The 17,858-nt window shown below is 69.0% G+C and carries 16 protein-coding genes; 6 read left to right on the forward strand and 10 right to left on the reverse strand.

The features are described 5' to 3' along the window. Positions 1–6: 6 nt before the first annotated feature. Both C5F44_RS02155 and hemP read right to left on the reverse strand, forming a co-directional pair. Complete coding sequence (locus tag C5F44_RS02155) at positions 7–1,263, reverse strand: imelysin family protein (RefSeq protein WP_107671875.1); 1,257 nt, start codon at positions 1,261–1,263, stop codon at positions 7–9. An 11-nt stretch (positions 1,264–1,274) separates the two neighbouring features. Beyond that, positions 1,275–1,436, reverse strand: coding sequence for a hemin uptake protein HemP (gene hemP / locus C5F44_RS02160; RefSeq protein ID WP_107672159.1), 162 nt, complete (start codon positions 1,434–1,436; stop codon positions 1,275–1,277). A 374-nt stretch (positions 1,437–1,810) separates the two neighbouring features. Here hemP and C5F44_RS02165 point away from each other — a divergent pair, with 374 nt between their 5' ends. From C5F44_RS02165 to C5F44_RS02185, 5 genes are read left to right on the forward strand one after another with little or no spacing between them, the layout of a single operon-like run. Beyond that, on the forward strand, positions 1,811–2,848 hold the full coding sequence (locus C5F44_RS02165) for a hemin-degrading factor (protein ID WP_235822482.1): 1,038 nt from the start codon (positions 1,811–1,813) through the stop codon (positions 2,846–2,848). Then, complete coding sequence (locus tag C5F44_RS02170; RefSeq protein WP_107671877.1) at positions 2,845–3,690, forward strand: heme/hemin ABC transporter substrate-binding protein; 846 nt, start codon at positions 2,845–2,847, stop codon at positions 3,688–3,690. Before C5F44_RS02165 ends, C5F44_RS02170 begins: the two co-directional genes overlap by 4 nt. Before the next feature lie 4 nt (positions 3,691–3,694). Next, the gene (locus C5F44_RS02175) at positions 3,695–4,756 is read left to right on the forward strand and encodes a FecCD family ABC transporter permease (RefSeq protein WP_107671878.1); all 1,062 of its coding nucleotides are present in this window, start codon (positions 3,695–3,697) and stop codon (positions 4,754–4,756) included. Positions 4,757–4,766: 10 nt separating this feature from the next. Then, positions 4,767–5,537: a heme ABC transporter ATP-binding protein gene (locus C5F44_RS02180; protein WP_412917522.1), complete on the forward strand. Its 771-nt coding sequence runs from the start codon at positions 4,767–4,769 to the stop codon at positions 5,535–5,537. A 43-nt stretch (positions 5,538–5,580) separates the two neighbouring features. Further along, positions 5,581–6,585, forward strand: a complete 1,005-nt coding sequence (locus C5F44_RS02185; RefSeq protein WP_107671880.1) for a radical SAM protein — start codon at positions 5,581–5,583, stop codon at positions 6,583–6,585. A gap of 7 nt (positions 6,586–6,592) precedes the next feature. Here C5F44_RS02185 and C5F44_RS18220 read toward each other — a convergent pair whose 3' ends face one another. The 8 genes from C5F44_RS18220 to C5F44_RS02225 all read right to left on the reverse strand — a co-directional run bounded on the left by C5F44_RS18220 (position 6,593) and on the right by C5F44_RS02225 (position 16,204). Beyond that, entirely contained in the window at positions 6,593–8,053 is a 1,461-nt protein-coding gene (locus C5F44_RS18220) for a nucleotidyltransferase family protein (protein WP_107671881.1), read from the reverse strand. Next, positions 8,050–8,727 (reverse strand): glycosyltransferase family 2 protein, encoded by a 678-nt coding sequence (locus C5F44_RS02195; RefSeq protein WP_107671882.1) that lies wholly within the window; start codon positions 8,725–8,727, stop codon positions 8,050–8,052. The genes C5F44_RS18220 and C5F44_RS02195 overlap by 4 nt, the downstream gene beginning before the upstream one ends. Next, positions 8,724–9,473 (reverse strand): glycosyltransferase family 2 protein, encoded by a 750-nt coding sequence (locus C5F44_RS02200; protein WP_107671883.1) that lies wholly within the window; start codon positions 9,471–9,473, stop codon positions 8,724–8,726. The genes C5F44_RS02195 and C5F44_RS02200 overlap by 4 nt, the downstream gene beginning before the upstream one ends. Further along, positions 9,470–10,504 carry a phosphoenolpyruvate carboxykinase (ATP) gene (locus C5F44_RS02205; protein ID WP_107671884.1) on the reverse strand — a complete coding sequence of 345 codons (1,035 nt, stop codon included), beginning with the start codon at positions 10,502–10,504 and terminating at the stop codon, positions 9,470–9,472. The genes C5F44_RS02200 and C5F44_RS02205 overlap by 4 nt, the downstream gene beginning before the upstream one ends. Further along, entirely contained in the window at positions 10,501–10,905 is a 405-nt protein-coding gene (locus tag C5F44_RS02210; RefSeq protein ID WP_146161888.1) for a PqqD family peptide modification chaperone, read from the reverse strand. Before C5F44_RS02210 ends, C5F44_RS02205 begins: the two co-directional genes overlap by 4 nt. A 114-nt stretch (positions 10,906–11,019) precedes the next feature. Next, positions 11,020–14,100 carry an efflux RND transporter permease subunit gene (locus C5F44_RS02215; RefSeq protein WP_107671886.1) on the reverse strand — a complete coding sequence of 1,027 codons (3,081 nt, stop codon included), beginning with the start codon at positions 14,098–14,100 and terminating at the stop codon, positions 11,020–11,022. Next, positions 14,097–15,158, reverse strand: a complete 1,062-nt coding sequence (locus C5F44_RS02220; RefSeq protein WP_107671887.1) for an efflux RND transporter periplasmic adaptor subunit — start codon at positions 15,156–15,158, stop codon at positions 14,097–14,099. The genes C5F44_RS02215 and C5F44_RS02220 overlap by 4 nt, the downstream gene beginning before the upstream one ends. After that, positions 15,155–16,204 carry an efflux RND transporter periplasmic adaptor subunit gene (locus tag C5F44_RS02225; RefSeq protein WP_107671888.1) on the reverse strand — a complete coding sequence of 350 codons (1,050 nt, stop codon included), beginning with the start codon at positions 16,202–16,204 and terminating at the stop codon, positions 15,155–15,157. Before C5F44_RS02225 ends, C5F44_RS02220 begins: the two co-directional genes overlap by 4 nt. Positions 16,205–16,379: 175 nt before the next feature. Between C5F44_RS02225 and C5F44_RS02230 the strand changes: the two genes are divergently transcribed. Next, positions 16,380–17,855, forward strand: a complete 1,476-nt coding sequence (locus C5F44_RS02230) for a pyruvate kinase (RefSeq protein ID WP_107671889.1) — start codon at positions 16,380–16,382, stop codon at positions 17,853–17,855. The last annotated feature ends 3 nt before the right edge of the window (positions 17,856–17,858 follow it).

Below are 17,858 nucleotides of genomic sequence, written 5' to 3' on the forward strand. Positions count from 1 at the left end.
GCAGCCTCACTGAAAGACGGCGTTGGGGTTGTCGAGGCTGTCGGACCCTTCGACGCTGATCTTCGACAGGCCCAGCACCGAAACCGCGCGTTCGATCGACTTGGTCTGCGTCACCAGCGCATCGACGGCGCCCAGGATCAGCGCCTCACCTTCGGTGCTGCCGGGTGCAAGCATCTGGTCATAGGCAAATCCGCCTTCGGCCGCGGTCTTGATCGCCTGAAGGGCCGCAACCGACGCATCCAGCTCACCCCGAAGCTGCGTATCGACCGCCGCATCCTTTTCCGCCACCATCTCGCCCAGCGCGGGACCGGAGACGACCGAACCGTCCACACGGGTATAGCTGCCGGTATAGACGTTGCGGATGCCCACCCCGTCATAGAAATGGCTGTTGTGCGTGTTGTCCGAGAAGCAGTCGTGTTCTTCCTCGGGGTCGTGCAGCATCAGGCCCAGCTTCATGCGCTCGCCCGCCTGTTCGCCATAGGACAGGCTGCCCATGCCGGTCAGCATGGCCAGAAGGCCCACCTGCGGATCGGCGGTCACGGCCGCGCGGGCCTCGCCGCCCTCGGCCCATTGCCCGGCCATATACTCCAGATCGGCGACCAGAAGGTCGGTCGCGGCCCGCAGATAGGCGGCGCGGCGGTCACAATTGCCGCCGGTGCAGCCCTCGCCCTGCACATAATCGGTATAGGGGCGGTTGCCGGCGCCCGGCCCGGTGCCGTTCAGATCCTGCCCCCACAGCAGGAACTCGATGGCATGGTAGCCGGTGGCCACATTCGCCTCGACCCCGTCCGCCTCATGCAGGGTGCCCGACAGGAAGTCGGGCGTGATCTCGGCCGCATCGACCTCCTGCCCCGCGATGGTGATCTTCGGCGTGGCGATCACGTTCAGCCCGGCCAGCGGGTTTTCCTCGTTCACCGCGGTATCGGCGGCCACATAGTCGATCAGCCCCTCGTCCAGCGGCCAGGCGTTCACCTTGCCTTCCCACTCGTCCACGATCGGGTTGCCGAAGCGGAACACCTCGGTCTGCTGATAGGGCACGCGGGCTGCCATCCAGGCGGCGCGCGCGGCCTGCAGCGTTTCGTCCGACGGGGTTGCGATCAGCGCCTCGACCGCCGCCTGCAACGCCTTGGCCGTGGACAGGCTGTCGCCATAGCCGGCTTCGGCAATCTTGGCATAGGTCTCCACCACCGCGGCCGGATCGGCGGCCAGCGCCGGGCCGGCAAGGGCAACGGAAGACATCAGGACGGCAAGGCGCAGGCGCATGGCAACTCCGGTCATTTTGTCAGGATCAGCTTGCCCTGACGGGTAATCCTGAGGGTGTAGCATTGGTCATTCAGCAGGATCTGCGCCGTCGCGCCGCCGCCGGTCAGCTCGATCGCATCGTGCCGGGGCGGGGTTTCCACGGCCCGCAGGAAAGATTCGTTCATGGCATTCATGGTCTTGTCGCCTTCTTGCTCGTCGGGGTGGATTCGTTCCGGCATGTCATCCGTCTTCCTCCGGATCGTTGGACAGGCTGGCTCACCCCACCGGGCTGGCTTGGGGAAATTAATCCGACAGTTTTAGTCGGGTGTAAAGGGTGAATCTTTTACTCAGACATTAACCCGGGCGTTTGGCCGCAGGGCGCCCACGCCTCCGCCGCCCTCTTCCGGCCCGAGGCGGCAGAATCCGGCTTGAACATGCGGCGCGGTTCTTTTAGGAAACATGACTGTATTTGTCAGGTATCTGCCACTCCCTCGGGCAGCCCTGGCGCCCCCGCGCCCCAGCCTGTGCCAGAGATGCGCGTCCGCCCCAGTCAAACGGAAGGATGCCCATGGCCAAGCCCGGCCCCGATCAGATTCGCGCCCTGCGCGCCGAAACCCCGAAAACCCGCGCCCGCGACTTTGCCACCCAGCTTGGCATTTCTGAAGCCGACCTTGTGGCAGCCCATCTGGGCCATGGCGCAACCGCCATCGAAGCCGATCCCGACCGGCTGATTCCCTGGGCCGGCCGCCTGGGCGATGTCATGGCGCTGACCCGCAACGAACATTGCGTGCATGAACGCCGCGGCCATTACTCGGACTATCGCACCGGCGCCTTTGCCGCGATGGTGCTGGACCCCGAGATCGACCTGCGGATCTTTGCCAAACACTGGGTCCATGCCTTCGCGGTGGAAGAACCCGGCGAGGACGGGCCGAAGCGCAGCCTTCAGGTGTTCGATGCGGCGGGCGATGCCGTGCACAAGATCTGGCTCAAGCCCGAATCGAAGGGCGAACTCTTCGCCGATCTGATCGCCAACATGCGCCTGCCGGTGCAGGAACCGTCCCTTGCCCTGGCGCCCCGTGCCGTGGTGGAACCGGCGCGCGAACTGGCCGCCGGCGCCCCGGCGCTGCGCGATGCCTGGGACGCGATGACCGACACCCATCAGTTCCTCGGGCTGGTGAAAGAGCACAAGATGAACCGGTTGGGCGCCTATCGCGTGGCGGGTGCGCCCTATGTCCGGCGGCTTGCGCCCGAGGCGGTGACGCTGGTTCTGCAAGGCGCGGCCGAGCAGAAGGTTCCGGTGATGATCTTCGTCGGCAACCCCGGCTGCATCCAGATTCACGGCGGCCTGATCGAACGCATCGTGCCGATGGGCCCCTGGATCAACGTGATGGACCCCCGCTTCAACCTGCATCTGCGGGCCGACCGTCTGGCCGAGGTCTATCTGGTGTGGAAACCCACCCGCACCGGCGATGTCTACAGCGTCGAAGGCTTCGCCCCGGATGGCGAGCTGATCCTGCAGATCTTCGGCTACCGCAAGAACACCCCGCCCGAGCCGTGGATCGCGCTGACGGCCGCCCTGCCCCGGCTGGAAGAGGTGACGGCATGATCCGCCGCTCCGTGCTGGGTCTGGCGCTGGCGCTTGCCGCAGACCCTATCGCCGCCGAAGACGCCCCGCGGGTCATCTCGCTGGGCGGATCGGTGACGGAAATCGTGGTGGCACTTGGCGCCGGCGACCGGCTGGTCGCCCGCGACACCACCTCAACCTATCCGGCCAGCGTGGAAGCCCTGCCCGATGTGGGATATGTCCGCGCACTGTCGGCCGAAGGGGTGCTGGCCCTGTCGCCCGACCTGATCCTGGCGGAAGACGGCGCCGGCCCGCCCGAGGCGGTGGACGTGTTGCAGGCCGCCGGCATCGGCTATGTGAAGATCCCCGCCGCGACCACGCCCGAAGGGGTGATCGGCAAGATCACCGCCGTCGCCGCCGCGCTTGAAATGCCCGAGGCGGGCGCGAAACTGGCCGCGCAGGTCAGCGCCGACATGGACAGGGTAGCCGCCGCGGTGGCGGGCGTGACCCAGCCGAAGCGCGTGCTCTTCGTGCTGTCGCTGCAAGGCGGCCGGGTGATGGCCGGCGGCGAAGGCAGCACCGCCGAGGGCATCATCGAACTGGCCGGCGGCGTGAATGCCGCCAGCGGCTTCCAGGGCTACAAGCCGATGACGGATGAGGCGATCCTGACCGCCGCGCCGGATGTCATCCTGATGATGAACCGGCATGGCGATGATCCGGGCAGCAATGACGATGTGATGGCGCAGCCCGCCCTGTCGCAGACCCCCGCCGCCAGGGCCGGCGCGGTGGTGCGGATGGACGGGCTGCTGCTCCTGGGCTTTGGCCCGCGTCTGCCCGAAGCGGCGATGACGCTGCACGACGCGCTTTATCCGGCCAAGGGGTAGGACCATGGTCGCCCTGTCGCCCGATCTGACCGGCCTGCGGACACCCGCGCTGCGCCGGTTCCTGACGCCAGGGCTGGTGGCGCTGCTGGTCCTCGCCTCGCTCTGGTCGCTCAGCAGCGGCGCGGCGGGTCTGGGGCCGGGGCAGTTGCTGGCCGCCCTGACCGGCGATGGTCTTTCGGCCCGCGACGAGGTGGTTCTGTATCAGATCCGCCTGCCCCGGCTGGCCATGGGCATTGCCGTGGGCGCGGCGCTGGCCGTGTCGGGGGCGCTATTGCAGGGGCTGTTCCGCAACCCGCTGGCAGACCCCGGCATCGTGGGCGTGGGCGCAGGCGCGGGCCTGGGCGCGGTGCTGGCCATCGTGCTGGGCGGGCTGCTGCCCGCGGGCGTTCTGGCGGTGACAGGCAGCCATCTGGTGCCGCTGGCCGCCGCCTTTGGCGGCTGGGTGACAACGCTTCTGCTCTACCGCATCGCCACCGCAGGCGGACAGACCCGCGTGACGACGCTGCTTCTGGCCGGAATCGCGCTGGCCGCGCTGGCGGGCGCGGCAACGGGCGTGCTGGTCTATCTGGCCGATGACCGGCAGTTGCGCGACCTGACCTTCTGGGGAATGGGCTCGCTGGCGGGCGCAACCTGGGGCAAACTGGCGGCGGCGCTGCCGCTGATCGCGCTGGTTCTGCTGATGATGCCCTTCCTGGCCCGCGCGCTGAACACGCTGGCCCTGGGGGAAGCGCAGGCCGCCCATATGGGCATCGACGTGCAACGGATGAAGCGGCGCGCGATCCTTTCGGCGGCGGCGGCCACCGGGGCGGCGGTGGCGGTGTCGGGCGGCATCGGCTTTGTCGGCATCGTGGTGCCCCATCTGCTGCGGCAGGCGGACGGGCCGGACCACCGGCGCCTCCTGCCCCGCGCGGCGCTGCTGGGCGCGGCCCTGCTGGTGCTGGCCGACCTTCTGTCGCGCAGCATCGTCGCGCCCGCGGAACTGCCCATCGGGATCATAACCGCCCTTCTGGGCGCGCCGGTCTTCCTGTGGATTCTTCTCAGCCAGCCGTCGGCGGCCCGGGGGTAACATGCTGCAGATCGACGATCTGAAGGTCACGCTGGGCGGCCGCGACATCCTGCATGGCATCTCGCTTCAGGTGCGCCCCGGCGAGGTGGTGGCGATCTGCGGCCCGAACGGCGCGGGCAAAAGCACGCTTCTGCGCGCCGCCCTGGGCGAGGTTCCCGCGCAGGGCCGGGTCACGCTGAACGGGCAGGATCTGCGGCAGGGCAAGCCGCAGGCGCTGGCCCGGCTGCGGGCGGTGCTGCCGCAGGACACGCAGGCGGCCTTTCCGTTTACCGTGGCCGAAATCGTGGCCATGGGCCAGGACGCCGGCGATTTCGCGCCGGAACCGGGGCTTGTCCGGCGGGCGCTGGCCGAGGTGGGACTGGACCATCTGGCCGATGCCAGCATCCAGACGCTCTCGGGCGGCGAACGGCAGCGGGCGCATCTGGCCCGCGCGCTGGCGCAGGTCTGGCAGCCGGTCGGCCCGCAGGGCGCGCGCTGGCTGTTTCTTGATGAACCCGTGGCCAGCCTTGACCTTGGCCACCAGTTGTTCGTGATGCGGCTGATGCGCCGCTATGCCGATGCCGGCGGCGGCGTGGTCGCGGTCATGCACGACCTGAACCTGACCGCAATGTTCGCCGACCGCATCGCCTTTGTGATCGGCGGCCGGATCGCCGCCTGCGGCCCGCCGGACGCGGTGCTGGACCCCGGCCTGCTGGAACGCGCCTATGGCTGCCGCATCGCCATGAACACCGCCCCGGCCTCGGGGCCCTGGTTCGTGCCGCAGGCCGCACAGGCGGGCTGACAGACCGGGTGCCGAATCGGGTGGCCTGTGTCAGGCTGGGCCGATGTGTGCCACGATCCTGCCCCGTTCCGTGAAACCCGGCGTGCCGCCCACCCCGCGCCCCGAACGCCGCACCCGCAGCGAGCTGCGCGATGGCATGGTGGTGCCGCCGACCGGGATGGAGGTGATCGTCACCGATCACTGCAACATCGCCTGCCGGCAATGCAACCACGGTTCACCCGTCCTGCCGAAATGGTGCGCCGACCCGGACGAAACCGGGCGCACCCTGGCCGCGCTGGCGCAAAGCTACCGGCCGGCCTTCCTGAAATACATCGGAGGGGAGCCGCTTCTGCACCCCGACCTGCCGGCGGTGATCCGGGCCGGCCGGGCCTCGGGCATCGCGCCGCATCACATGCTGGTCACCAATGGCCTGCTGCTGGACCGGATGCCGGCCAGCGTCTGGGGCCTGATCGACGAGATCGAGATTTCCCGCTATCCCGGCGCCGGGCTGGACAGCGCCCTTCTGGACCGGGCCCGCCACAGGGCGGCGGCGCATGGCGTGCGCTTCACCCTGAACGATTACCCGATGTTCCGGCGCACCTTCACCCGCCGCGAAACCACCGATCCGGCGCTGGTGCAGGCGGTGTTCCGGGGCTGCAAGATCGCCAATGTCTGGGGCTGCCATGGCGTCTATCGCGGGGCCATCTACCGCTGCCCGCAGTCGATGTATGCGCTGACGCTGGCCGGGGCCGCAGGGTTTGACGGCCTGCCCATCGAACCCGGGCCAGCCTTCGCGGCGCGGCTTCTGGCCTTTCTGAACGGCGCCGAACCGCTGGCCTCCTGCCGCTACTGCATCGGCACGGCCGGGCGGAAGGAACCCCATGCGCTGCTGACCCGGCGCGACTGGCCGGCGGATCTGGACGAGCCCGCCGAACAGATGATCGACCCGGCGGTGCTGGATCTGACGCTGCGCGAGGTGATCCCGGTGGATGACTGCAAGACCCCCGCCCGCCCCTCGCGCCCGGTGCGGCTGTGGCAACGGCTGACCGGGCGGTCTGCGGCGCGGTAACTTCGGCCTAGCCGAAGGCCGCCCGCAACAGCCGGAACGGCAGGGCGCGGTATTTCGCCTGCCGCGCCGCGCTGTCGCCGCCATAGACCAGCCCGCCCGGACAGGATTGCAGGATCAGATCGTGGTCCGCCTCCGTCAGCCTGACCTGCACCCTGAGACGGACCCGCATCTCCGTCTCGGCCCGCGCGCGGGAATAGATGCGGAAGCGGGCGATGTGGCGGGTTGGGCTGTTCAGCTCCAGCTCAACCCGGCGCAGGGTGGCGGGCGCGGTGAAGGCCAGTTCCAGCGTCAGCCGGTGGCGGCCCGGTCCGGGGAACGGGATCGGCGCGGTCAGCCCGGCCCCCTGCCCGGCCTGTGCGCCCCGCCCCGCCCCGGCCTGTGCGCCCCGCCCCGGCCGGGCCAGCGCCAGCACCAGCGGCGGAGCATCGCCGCGCGGCGCGCGCTGGCGGCGTTGCGCAAGGCGCATCCAGACCTGCCGCGCCCCGCGTTGCAGCGGGGTCAGATCATCCTCGGGCCGGGCCATCAAAAGCGCCCCCCGGGCCGCCAGCCACCCCGGATGCGGCAGCGCGGCCAGCCGCTCCAACAGCCCGGCGGGCAGCGGCAGGCCGATCTCCTGCCCCAGATAGCCCAGCCCGATCCGGGCCTGAAACGCCATGGCGCGGTCCTGCACAATCGCCTCGACCAGCGTCCAGTCCAGCGCGGGATCGGCAATCAGCTCGGCCGCATCGACCAGCCAGTCGCTATGCGCATGGGCCGACCACGCGCCATGCGCCAGCGTGATCGCCAGCCGTTCCTCGGGGCGCGGAACCAGCACCGGCTGGCCAAAGAAATCGGCCGGCTGCGCCTGATCCCACAAGGCGGCATCGCGGGCGGGGTGGAAGTTCGGCCCGTGATAGATGCTGCGATGCAGGTCGATGTCGCCATCCCGCGCATCGTGAAAGTTGATGGCGCGGGCGGTCGGCGCCCGGGCCACGGCGCAAAGCGCGGTTTCGCCACGCGCCGTCTGCCAGCCTTCTGCGATCAGGATCTGCGCCGCCGCCGCCATATGTTCGGGGCGGACCAGCACATCCACATCCTGATGCGCGCGCTGGCGCTGCGCGGCCGGGTTCACCGCCACCCGCGCCGCCCCCTTGAACAGCATCACCGGCACCCCGCCCTGCGCCAGCGCGCGCAGGATCGGCAGGTTGGCATGAACGCGCATCCGCGATTCCGTCCACAGCTTGCGCTGGATGCCCTTCAGGCGGGGATATTCCGCAAACCGCTCCAGCGCCGCGCCATGGCGTTCGGCGATGGCGGCCAGAAGGCGATGGTCGGCGAAAACGGCGGCATCCAGATCCTGCGCGGCCAGCCAGCGGGCAAAGTGGTCCAGCGCCGCCTCGGGCTGCGGCAGCAGGGCCGCCTTCAGCAGCAGGTCGCGCCCGCCCGAAGGCCAGGCCCAGCCGGGGTTGGGAAAGCGGCGGGCGGTCATGCGGTGCCCCCGTCCTGCCGGGCGCGCAGCATGGCGCGGCGCGCGGCCAGCAGATAGCCACGGTCCAGCGCGGGATCGCGGCCCGATGACAGGCTGCCCGGCCGCACCCGGCGCAGGGTCAGCGGTTCGGGCAGTTCCTCGATGGCAACGCCCTGCTCGCGCGCGCGGGCCAGCCAGTCCACCATGTCGCCCCGCCCGCCGGGCGGATCGAACAGCGGGCCAACGCGGGCAAAGACCGCAAGCGGAAACATCATGCTGGACCGCAGCAGCCCCGGCCTGACCGGCCCCAGCTCCCGCCCGCCCGCCGCATCGGCGCGGAACAGCCGCAGCGCCGTGCAAGAAATGGCCAGCTCCGGCAGTCGGGCCAGGTGGTCGCGTTGCCGCGCAGCCTTGTCGGGCAACCACAGATCATCGGAATCGACCAGCGCCACCACCGGCTGGCCACAGGCCGCAAGGCCGGTGTTGGTGGCGACACCCACCCCGCGATTGTCCTGCCGGATCATCCGGACCGCCGCGCCGAAGCCGGCGGCCACATCGGCGGTGGCATCGGTCGATCCGTCATCAACCACAATCACCTCGGCCGGCGCCCAGCCTTGCGCCAGAACCGACCCGATCGTTTCGGCCAGCGTTATGGCGGCGTTCCAGGCGGGGATCACCACGCTGTAGCCGGTCATGCGCTGCCCCCTTCCGCCGGTCGGGGTTGCAGGGCGAAATCGGGCATCGACCAGCCAAGCGAGGGGTCCGCGCGGCGGCGCTGCATACTGCGCATCAGCGCCCGGGCAAAGCCGCGCCGGTTCAGGTCGGTCTGGTTGGTGACATTGTCGGTATGACGTCGGTAATACAAAGATATGTCGTCATGCTGCACGAAAGCTGCACCCGTTTCGTACAGGCGAAACAGGTAATCCGTATCCTCGCCATGGGTCATGTCGGTCGCGAAAGGGCCGATCCGGTCAATCAGCGCGCGGCGGTAAAGACCGCAGCCAAGCTGGATGCCATGCAGCGTGACCGTGCGCGCCCCGGCAGCGGGGCGCAGGGTTTCTGACGATATTTCATCAACATAGCACATGCGCCCATAGGTATACCCCGCCTGCGGCGCGGCGGTCAGGCGGGCAAGGTCATCGGCCAGACGACCCGCCGGGAACACATCGTCGGAATCCAGAAAGGTCACGAACCCCGCCTTCTCCGGCAAAGCCCCCAACCCCGCATTCCGTGCCGCCGAAACCCCTGAATTCCTTTGGAAAATCACCCGAACGCGCGGGTCCGCCCCAGCCGCCAGCACGGCAGCGGTCTCATCTGTCGAACCGTCATCAACCACGATAACCGAAACTCCTCCCGGCACAGGTTGCGACAGAACGGACCGCAAAGCCTGCAACAAAAGGCCGGCCCGGTTGAAGGTGGGCACGATCACCGCAACCGTCATACCCCGCCCCGCCGGATGAAATCACAAATGGCCCCGGCAATCTCGGCCGGGTCGGTGCCCAGATCGACCGCATGGCAGGGCAGCGCCCGAACCACGGCGGCGGCCAGCGCAAAGGCGGCGGCCCGGTCGCCGGGAATCTGGCTGACACCGGACGGGGCCAGCGCCTGAAAGGCGGATTTCGCATCAAGCGGGCGGAAGGTGGTGCGCGGGGCATGGGCCACACGCGGGCACAGCAGCGCCAGCGGGGTGATCTGCGGCACCAGCGCGGCGGGCGCGATCTCATCCACCGTCAGTTGCAGCTTGCCCTGCCAGTTGGCTGCGCGCGGGGCCAGCGACAGCCCCAACCGGACAGCGCCGGTGGGGTCTTGCTTCAGGGTGCGGAAGACCGGGCGCAAGGCCAAGCCACCCTCCAGATCGGCCAGAACGTAGTCATCCCCCACGCTGGACAGCCCGTGCAGCAAGCCGGCCAGAACCGTGCCCGACTTGCCGCTGCCGCCGGGACCGGCCAGCAGCACCCCTATCCCGCCAAAGGCCAGCGTCCCGGCATGGATCAGCCCCCGGCGCGGCCCAAGCACCTGCCAGTGCAGGAAATTTCGCAGCGGCGAGCCGGGTTCCCATGGCGGATAGCCGGTCGGGCCGCGCATGAATTGCAGCCCCCGCCCGGTGGCGCGATCAAAGGCCTGCCAGAAGCCACGGTCGGGATCATGCGCCAGCAGATAGGGCGTGCCGCGCAAGGCGGCCTCAACCTCGCGCTCCTGAAAATAAGGGGCGGCCCAGAGGGGACCGGGCGCGTCCAGCAGCAGGAGTTGCGCGGGACGGGTGGCTGTGGCGGCGGGCTGGCAGATGCCGGTGCGCACCAGATCGGCATAGGCGGGCGCGGTGCCGCGACAGTCGAAGGCCGTCTCCTCGACCGTGAATCGGGTGATCGGGGCGGCGTTCTGCCAAAGGTTGCCGAACTGCGCGAACATCGCGGCAAGCCCTTGCGGCAAGGCGGTGGGGTCCAGCGCGACAGCGGCCCCGGCAAGCGTCATCTGTCCACCTGATCCGGCGGCAGATGCGGCCATCCGGCCTGAAGATCGACATCATGGATCGGGTCGGCGGCGATCAGGTCGGACAGTTCGCTGTGCGCCTCAAGCCGGGGCGCGGCGTCGGTGGGCAGGCGGAACCCTGCGGGCAACGCAGCTTCGGGGGCGTCAGGCGCTTCGACCAGCAACCCCGCCTGCACACATTCGGCGGCAAATCCGGCAATCCAGTCAGCCGGCGCCCCCGCATCTGCAAGCGATGCCGTTTCCACGCCGGTGGACAGCGCGGCCCAAAGCGCCGAGGCGCTGGCGTTCAGGCCGAAATAGCGGCCTGTGCCCAGATCCAGCACAACCACTTCGCCGTCGAAGTCTTCGAAAACCACATCGTCACTGGAAATACGGTACTTCACGGCAATACCCTCCGTCGGCAACCGGACCTGGCGGCCCCGGGATCAAGGGCAGCCTAAGCTCAGGCTCAGATAGGCAATATGTTGCCGATCCTGACCGCGCCGGCAAGGGGCGCGTCAGGCAGGATCAGCTTCGGGCGTGGCCGCGGTGTCCGGGCTGCTGTCCGGCGGCGGGCTGACGCGGAACACCGCGCAGTAAAGGGCGGGCGCGAAGATCAGCGTGATCAGCGTCCCCGCGATGATGCCCCCCATCATGGCATAGGCCATCGGCCCCCAGAACACCTGCCGCGAGATCGGGATCAGCGCCAGACTGGCCGCAGCGGCGGTCAGCAGGATCGGCCGCGCCCGGCTGTCCGAGGCCTCGAACACCGCCTCCCAGCGGCTGCGGCCGGCGGCGACCAGTTGCTCGACCTCATGGATCAGGATCACCGAGTTGCGGATCAGGATGCCGATCAGCGCCAGAACCCCCAGAATGGCGACAAACCCCAGCGGCGCGCCGGAAGGCAACAGCGCGGCGACAACGCCGATCAGCCCCAGCGGCGCGACGGCCAGCACGATGAACATCAGCCGGAAACTTTGCATCTGGAACATGACCAGCGTCAGCATGATCAGCACCATCAAGGGCACCACGGCCACGATGGGCGCCTGGCTTTCCGAACTGCTTTCGGCCACGCCCGCCGTGGTGATGCCATAGCCCGCCGGCAGGGCCGCAGCCAGTTCCGCGATGCGCGGGGCCATGTCCTTGACGATGGTGGTCGGCTGGTCGGCGGTGGCGACGGCGGCCTTGACCGTGATCACCGGCACGCGGTCGCGCTGATGGATCACCGGGGATTCCGCCTCCCAGTCCAGCCGCGCGAAGGCGGTCAGCGGAACCGAAATTCCGCCAGCCCCCGTGATCTGCATCGAAGCCAGCGATTCCAGCGAACTGCGGTCCTCGATCTGGCCGCGCGCGATGACATCGACCAGCAGGTCGCCATCGCGCAGTTCGGTGATGGTGGCCCCTTCGTAAAGCGTGGCCAGCGACTGGGCCACGTCCTTTTGGGTCAGGCCGATCTGGCGCAGGCGTTCCTGATCCAGCACCACACGGGCCACGCGGACCGGGCCGCCTTCGTCCAGCGTGATGCCGGTCAGCCGGCCGTCCTGCGCCAGCGCCGCCGCCACGTCACGGGCGCGGTCCAGCAACAGGCTGCGGTCGGGGCCGCTGATGCGGTATTGCACCGGCTTGCCGACCGGGGGGCCAAGCTCGATCAGCTTGGTATAGATGTCGATCCCCGGCAGCGTGGCGGCATGGGCGTTCAGGGCGGCACGCAGGGCATTGCGTTCCTCGATTCCCTTGGTCATCACCACGATCTGGCCCATGGCGGGCGTCGGCGTGGGCGCATCCAGCGACAACAGGAACCGCGGCGCGCTGCGGCCGACATAGGTGCTGTAGAACGCCACCTCGTCGCGCGCCGAAAGCCAGCTTTCCAGATCGCGCATCCGGGCATCGGTGGCCGCAAGGGTGCTGTTCTGGCGCAGGTTCACGTCCACCAGCATTTCGGGCCGGTCCGAGGCGGGGAAGAACTGTTGTTCGACATGGCGCAGTCCCACCAGCGACAGGGCAAAGATCGCCACCGTCGCCCCGATGGTCAGCCATTTCGCCCGCATCGCCGCCCGCAACAGGCGGTGGAAGCCACGGCGCAGCCGGCCCGGTTCGGGGTCATGATGCGGCAGCGCGGCCGGCAGGAAGGTTGCCCCCAGAAGCGGCGCGAACAGCACCGCCACGATCCAGGACAGCACCAGCGAGATCGCGATCACATAGAACAGCGAGATGGTATATTCGCCCGCCTGCGAGCTGTTCAGCCCGATGGGAATGAACCCCGCCACCGTGACCAGCGTGCCCGACAGCATGGGAAAGGCGATCGAGGTCCAGGCATAGGATGCCGCCTTGGCGCGGCTTTCTCCCATTTCCAGCCGGGAAATCATCGTCTCGATGGCGATCATCGCATCATCGACCAGAAGCCCCAGCGCGATGATCAGCGCCCCCAGCGAAATACGCTGCAAGGTGACGCCCATGAGATCGAGAATGACGAAGGTCAGCGCCAGAACCAGCGGAATGGTCATGGTCACCACCAGCCCGGCGCGCAGCCCCAGCGACACGAAGCTGACCACCAGCACGATCACCACCGCCTCGACCAGGGCCTTGATGAAGTGATTGACCGATTCCTCAACCACCTTGGGCTGGTCGGCAACCTTGTGAATCTCGATCCCGATCGGCTGCTCGGCCTCGACCCGCTCCATCAGCGCGTCCAGCGCGTGACCGAATTCCAGGATGTTCGCGCCCTGCCGCATTCCGACGATCAGCGCCACCGACTCCTGCCCGTTGTAGCGGAACAGCGTGTCGGGCGGATCGGTATAGCCGTCGGTGACAGTAGCCACGTCCGAAAGCGTGAAAAATGTCTGGTCAACCCGCAACGGCGCGCTGGCCAGATCGGCGGCACTGGCGAAGCGCCCGCTCAGACGCACGGCGACGGTTTCATCGGTGGTGCGGATGGCGCCGGCCGGCACGATGGCATTCTGCGCCGCCAGCGTGTTCAGCACCGCCGCACGGTCCAGCCCCAGCGCCGCCAGCTTGCGCACGGAAAATTCGACATGGATCACCGGCGCAGGCAGGCCGACGATTTCAACCTTGCCGGCGTTTGGCAGGGTCAGGATGGCGCTGCGCACGGCCTCGACCCGGGTCTTCATCTCGCGCGGGGTGAAACCGTCGGCGGTGAAGGCATAGATGCTGCCGTAAACATCGCCAAAGCCGTCGTTGAAGCTGAAACCCGCGAATTCGGCAGGGAATTCGGGGCGAATGTCCGCCATCATGTTGCGGATCTTGACCCAGGTCTGGGTGACCGCCGCGCCGCGCGTTTCGGGCAGCAGCTCCACATAGACCACCGCCCGGCCCGGATAGGTTTCAGACCGGGTGAACTTGAGATTGGGCAGTTCCTGCAGTTTCTTCTCGATCCGGTCGGTCACCTGCACACGGGTTTCTTCCGCGGTGGCGCCCGGAAGGGCTGCCGAAACGACCATGACCTTGATGGTGAAGGACGGGTCTTCCTCGCGCCCGAGCTTCATGTAGGACAGCGCGCCCGCGATCACCGAGACGATGATCAGGAACCAGACCAGCGAGCGATGCTTGAGCGCCCAGTCGGACAGATTGAACTTGCTCATTCGCCGGCGATCCTTGCCCCGAGTTGCTGCCCGTCGCGGATGGAATTGACCCCGCGCACCACCACCTCTTCGCCGGCGGCAAGGCCGGTCTCCACGACCAGACGCCCGGCCACGGTGGCGCCAAGGCTGACCTTGCGGCGTTCCGCCTTGCGGTCAGGCCCCACGACCCAGACATCGACCAGCACACCGTCGCCCATCAGCGCCTCGGGCGGCAGGGTCAGGATCGGGTCTTGCCCGGCATCGACCTGCGCGAAGACCAGCGCCCCGATCCGCAGCGCCTGCGCGCCTTCATCCAGCCGGATGCGCAGGCGGTGCGTACGCGCGCCGGGGCTGGCGACCGGCTCGATCAGCCGCAGCGTGCCCCCCACCGGCTGCGCACCGGGCTGGCGGGTCGAAACGATGAACCGCGCGCCCGGGTCCAGCAGCGCCAGCACCTCGTCCGGCACGTCGATCAGCGCCTCGCGGCCGGTGCCGGTGGCCAGCGACAGGACAGGGGTGCCCGCGGCGACCTGACTGCCCGGATCGGCCAGCACGCGGGTGACGATCCCGGCATCCGGCGCGGTCAGCCGGCCGAACCCTTCGGCGTTGCGGGCGCGGTCGCGGTTGGCGCGGGCCGCCTCGACCTGCGCGGCGGTGGCATCGGCCTGCGCCTGCGCCGCCTCAAGCTGGGCCTGCGCGGCCACGCCACGGCGCGACAGTTCCCTGACCCGCTCAAGGCTTTGCCGGGCAAGCTCGGCCTCGGCCACGGCGGAATCCAGCGCGGCTTCGGCCAGCGCCAGATCTTCGGCCAGCGTCACCTCGTCCAGCGTGGCCAGCAGATCCCCCGCCGCCACCCGGTCGCCACGTTCGACCGGCCGGTTCGCCAGCCGCCCGGCGGTCTGGAAGGCCAGCGCGGTTTCGGTTTCGGCCCCGATCACGCCCGGAAAGCGGCGCAGGGGCGCGGTTTCGGTGGTGACAATTTCGGAAACCACCGGGCGCGGCGGCGCCTCGACCGGCGTTTCGGCAAACGCCGGGGCGGCAAGCAGGGCAAGCAGCAGGCACACACGCATTGGCGTCATTTCCCGCCCTCCACCACCACAACCGACCGCCCCGGATACAGCAGGTGAGAGCCCTCGGTGACCACCAGCGTGCCTTCGGCAAGGCCAGAGGAGACCTCGATCGTGCCCGTGGTGTAGCTTTGCACCTGCACCGGCGCGAGCGCGACCGTCTGAGTCTGCGGGTCAACTACCCAGACGGCCGGCATTCCCTGCGTTTCGGCCAGCGCCGAAGCAGGCAGGCTGATGGTCGATCCCAGCGGCACGGTGATTTCACCCGAGACCGCCTCACCCAGACCGGGCAACGCGTCGGCGGGGGCGATCTCGGCCTTGACCTGCACGGTTCCGGTTGCCTCATTCGCCAGCGGCGCGATGTCGGTCACGCGCGCTTGCCAGGTGGCGGGCGGCGTGCCGATGCGGCGGATCGGCACCGTGGCGCCCTGCAAACCGTCAAGCTCGGGCACATCGGGCACGTCGAAAACCGCCTCGCGCCGGTCGTCGGTCGCCAGCACCAGAACCGCCTGCACCGCCCCGACCACCTGCCCGACCTCGGCATCGCGCTCGGTCACGATGCCGGCCGTCGGGGCGATCAGGTAGGTGTCGCGCACCGCCTGTTCGGCCTTCTTCACCTGCGCCTGCGCCTGATTGCGCGTCGATTCCGCGGTCAGCACCGCCTCTTCCGCGGCGTCGACATCGGCGCGTGTGGCGGCGCCTCGGTCCAGCAGTTGAACAACACGGTCGCGCGCCTGTGTGGCCTGGCGCAGGCCAGCCTCGGACGCGGCAAGCTGCGCGCGGGCGGCGCGTTCGGCATCGTCCGCCTGGGCGTGGTCCACCTCGGCCAGCACCGCGCCCGCCGCCACACGGTCCCCGACCGAAACCGACAGCGCGATGATGCGTCCGCCCGAGCGGAACCCGATCTGAAGGCTTTCGGCCGCCTCGACCGAACCGGACAGCGCGAAGGTCACCTGAAGGGGCGCGGTCCTTGCAACGGCCGCCTCGACCGGAAGCGGGGGTTCGGCCTGCGCCGCACCGGCCAGAATACAGACAAGAAGAAGGGTCAGCCGCTGCATCCGAATCGCATCCCCGGAGAACACTTTTACCGATCCGGGAAGATACCGGGTTTCGCCGGCAGAAATCACCCCCTTTGCGCCGCATCGACGGGACGGAACTTTGGCCCTTCCGTCAGGGTAGCCCGGTCACGTCACTGTCATCTTCCGCTGTTAAGGCGCTGAACAGAGGTAAGAAATGACCGGATCGACCTACGCCGCCCTTGCCGATGAGATGGATCGGTTGTTGCAGACCATCGAGGCTGGCGCCGCCTCTGTCGCGGGCCGTTGGGACGGCTGGATCGAGGCGCCCGACTTCGCGCCAAGCGCGGCCAATCTGGCCGCCTATCTGGCGCTGCGCCACCATGATCTGCGCGATCTGCAACGGCGCTGCATGGCGGCGGGGTTGTCGTCGCTGGGCCGGGCCGAAAGCCGGGTGATGCCCACGCTGCGGGCCGTTCTTGGCCTGCTGCAAGCCGCCTCCGGCACGCCGTCTGCCGCCCCCCAGCCCGAAGACGCCTTCTTCGCCGGCGAGGCGCGGATCGCCGCGCGGGCCGAAGCCCTGCTGGGGCCCTTGTCCCCGGAAAGCCCGGTGCGCCTGATGGTCACCCTGCCCTCGGAAGCGGCGGATGATGCGGGGTTCCTGTCCCGTCTGGCCGGGCTTGGGGTCGAGGCGGTGCGGATCAACGCCGCGCATGACAACGAAGCGGCCTGGGGCCGGATGATCGACCATGTCGATGCGGCAGCACAGGCAACCGGGCGGCGGATGAAGGTGATGATCGACCTGCCGGGGCCGAAGATCCGGTCGGGCGCGATCCGGGGCGGCAAGGCGCCGGGACGGGTGCTGCCCGGCGAGACGCTGGCGCTGGCCCGTCCGGGCAAGCTGGACCGGGTGCCGCGCGGGCTGGCCGCGATGGAATGTACGCTGTCACAGGCCCTTGCCGCAGCGGCGCCGGGGCAGCGGGTTTTCATTGATGACGGCAAGCTGGGCTGCACCGTGCTGCGGGCCGAGGATTGGGGGCTGCTGCTGCGGATCGACTGCGGCCCCACTGAGAAGGGCTACAAGCTGAAGCCCGAGAAGGGCATCAACTTTCCCGATACCGAAATCCGCGTGCCCGCGCTGACCGATGATGACCGCGACATCCTGCGCTTTGCCGCGGCACGGGCGGACGGGATCGAGTTTTCCTTCGTGCAGGAGGCCGCCGATGTGGCCGCGCTGCAAGAGGCGCTGGCCGCCCTGCGCCCCGACGACTGGCGCCGGCTGGGGCTGGTGCTGAAGGTGGAAACCGCGCGCGCGGTGCGCAACCTGCCCGACATGGTGGTCCGCGCGGCCGGCCGGCAGCCGACCGCGATCATGATCGCGCGCGGCGACCTGGCGGTCGAGATCGGCTTTGCCCGTCTGGCCGAGATGCAGGAGGAAATTCTCTGGATCGGCGAGGCGGCACAGGTGCCGGTGATCTGGGCGACGCAGGTGATGGAAAGCTATCTCAAGACCGGCGTGCCCTCGCGCGGCGATATGACCGATGCCGCAATGGCGGCGCGCGCGGAATGCGTGATGCTGAACAAGGGGCCGTATCTGTTTGAAGGCATTGCCGAACTTGACCGGCTGGTGCGGCGGATGAACGGCCATATCGCGAAAAAGACGCATTGGATGCGCCCGCTGAACAGTTGGTAGGCG

Source organism: Fuscovulum blasticum DSM 2131 (assembly GCF_003034965.1).
Classification (GTDB): domain Bacteria; phylum Pseudomonadota; class Alphaproteobacteria; order Rhodobacterales; family Rhodobacteraceae; genus Pseudogemmobacter; species Pseudogemmobacter blasticus.

Excerpts from the sequence above, each read along its gene's own strand:
- C5F44_RS02155 (WP_107671875.1), bottom strand. The coding sequence starts at position 1,263 with ATGCGCCTGCGCCTTGCCGTCCTGATGTCTTCCGTTGCCCTTGCCGGC.
- hemP (WP_107672159.1), bottom strand. The coding sequence starts at position 1,436 with ATGAATGCCATGAACGAATCTTTCCTGCGGGCCGTGGAAACCCCGCCC.
- C5F44_RS02165 (WP_235822482.1), top strand. The coding sequence starts at position 1,811 with ATGGCCAAGCCCGGCCCCGATCAGATTCGCGCCCTGCGCGCCGAAACC.
- C5F44_RS02170 (WP_107671877.1), top strand. The coding sequence starts at position 2,845 with ATGATCCGCCGCTCCGTGCTGGGTCTGGCGCTGGCGCTTGCCGCAGAC.
- C5F44_RS02175 (WP_107671878.1), top strand. The coding sequence starts at position 3,695 with ATGGTCGCCCTGTCGCCCGATCTGACCGGCCTGCGGACACCCGCGCTG.
- C5F44_RS02185 (WP_107671880.1), top strand. The coding sequence starts at position 5,581 with ATGTGTGCCACGATCCTGCCCCGTTCCGTGAAACCCGGCGTGCCGCCC.
- C5F44_RS18220 (WP_107671881.1), bottom strand. The coding sequence starts at position 8,053 with ATGACCGCCCGCCGCTTTCCCAACCCCGGCTGGGCCTGGCCTTCGGGC.
- C5F44_RS02195 (WP_107671882.1), bottom strand. The coding sequence starts at position 8,727 with ATGACCGGCTACAGCGTGGTGATCCCCGCCTGGAACGCCGCCATAACG.
- C5F44_RS02200 (WP_107671883.1), bottom strand. The coding sequence starts at position 9,473 with ATGACGGTTGCGGTGATCGTGCCCACCTTCAACCGGGCCGGCCTTTTG.
- C5F44_RS02205 (WP_107671884.1), bottom strand. The coding sequence starts at position 10,504 with ATGACGCTTGCCGGGGCCGCTGTCGCGCTGGACCCCACCGCCTTGCCG.
- C5F44_RS02215 (WP_107671886.1), bottom strand. The coding sequence starts at position 14,100 with ATGAGCAAGTTCAATCTGTCCGACTGGGCGCTCAAGCATCGCTCGCTG.
- C5F44_RS02220 (WP_107671887.1), bottom strand. The coding sequence starts at position 15,158 with ATGACGCCAATGCGTGTGTGCCTGCTGCTTGCCCTGCTTGCCGCCCCG.
- C5F44_RS02225 (WP_107671888.1), bottom strand. The coding sequence starts at position 16,204 with ATGCAGCGGCTGACCCTTCTTCTTGTCTGTATTCTGGCCGGTGCGGCG.
- C5F44_RS02230 (WP_107671889.1), top strand. The coding sequence starts at position 16,380 with ATGACCGGATCGACCTACGCCGCCCTTGCCGATGAGATGGATCGGTTG.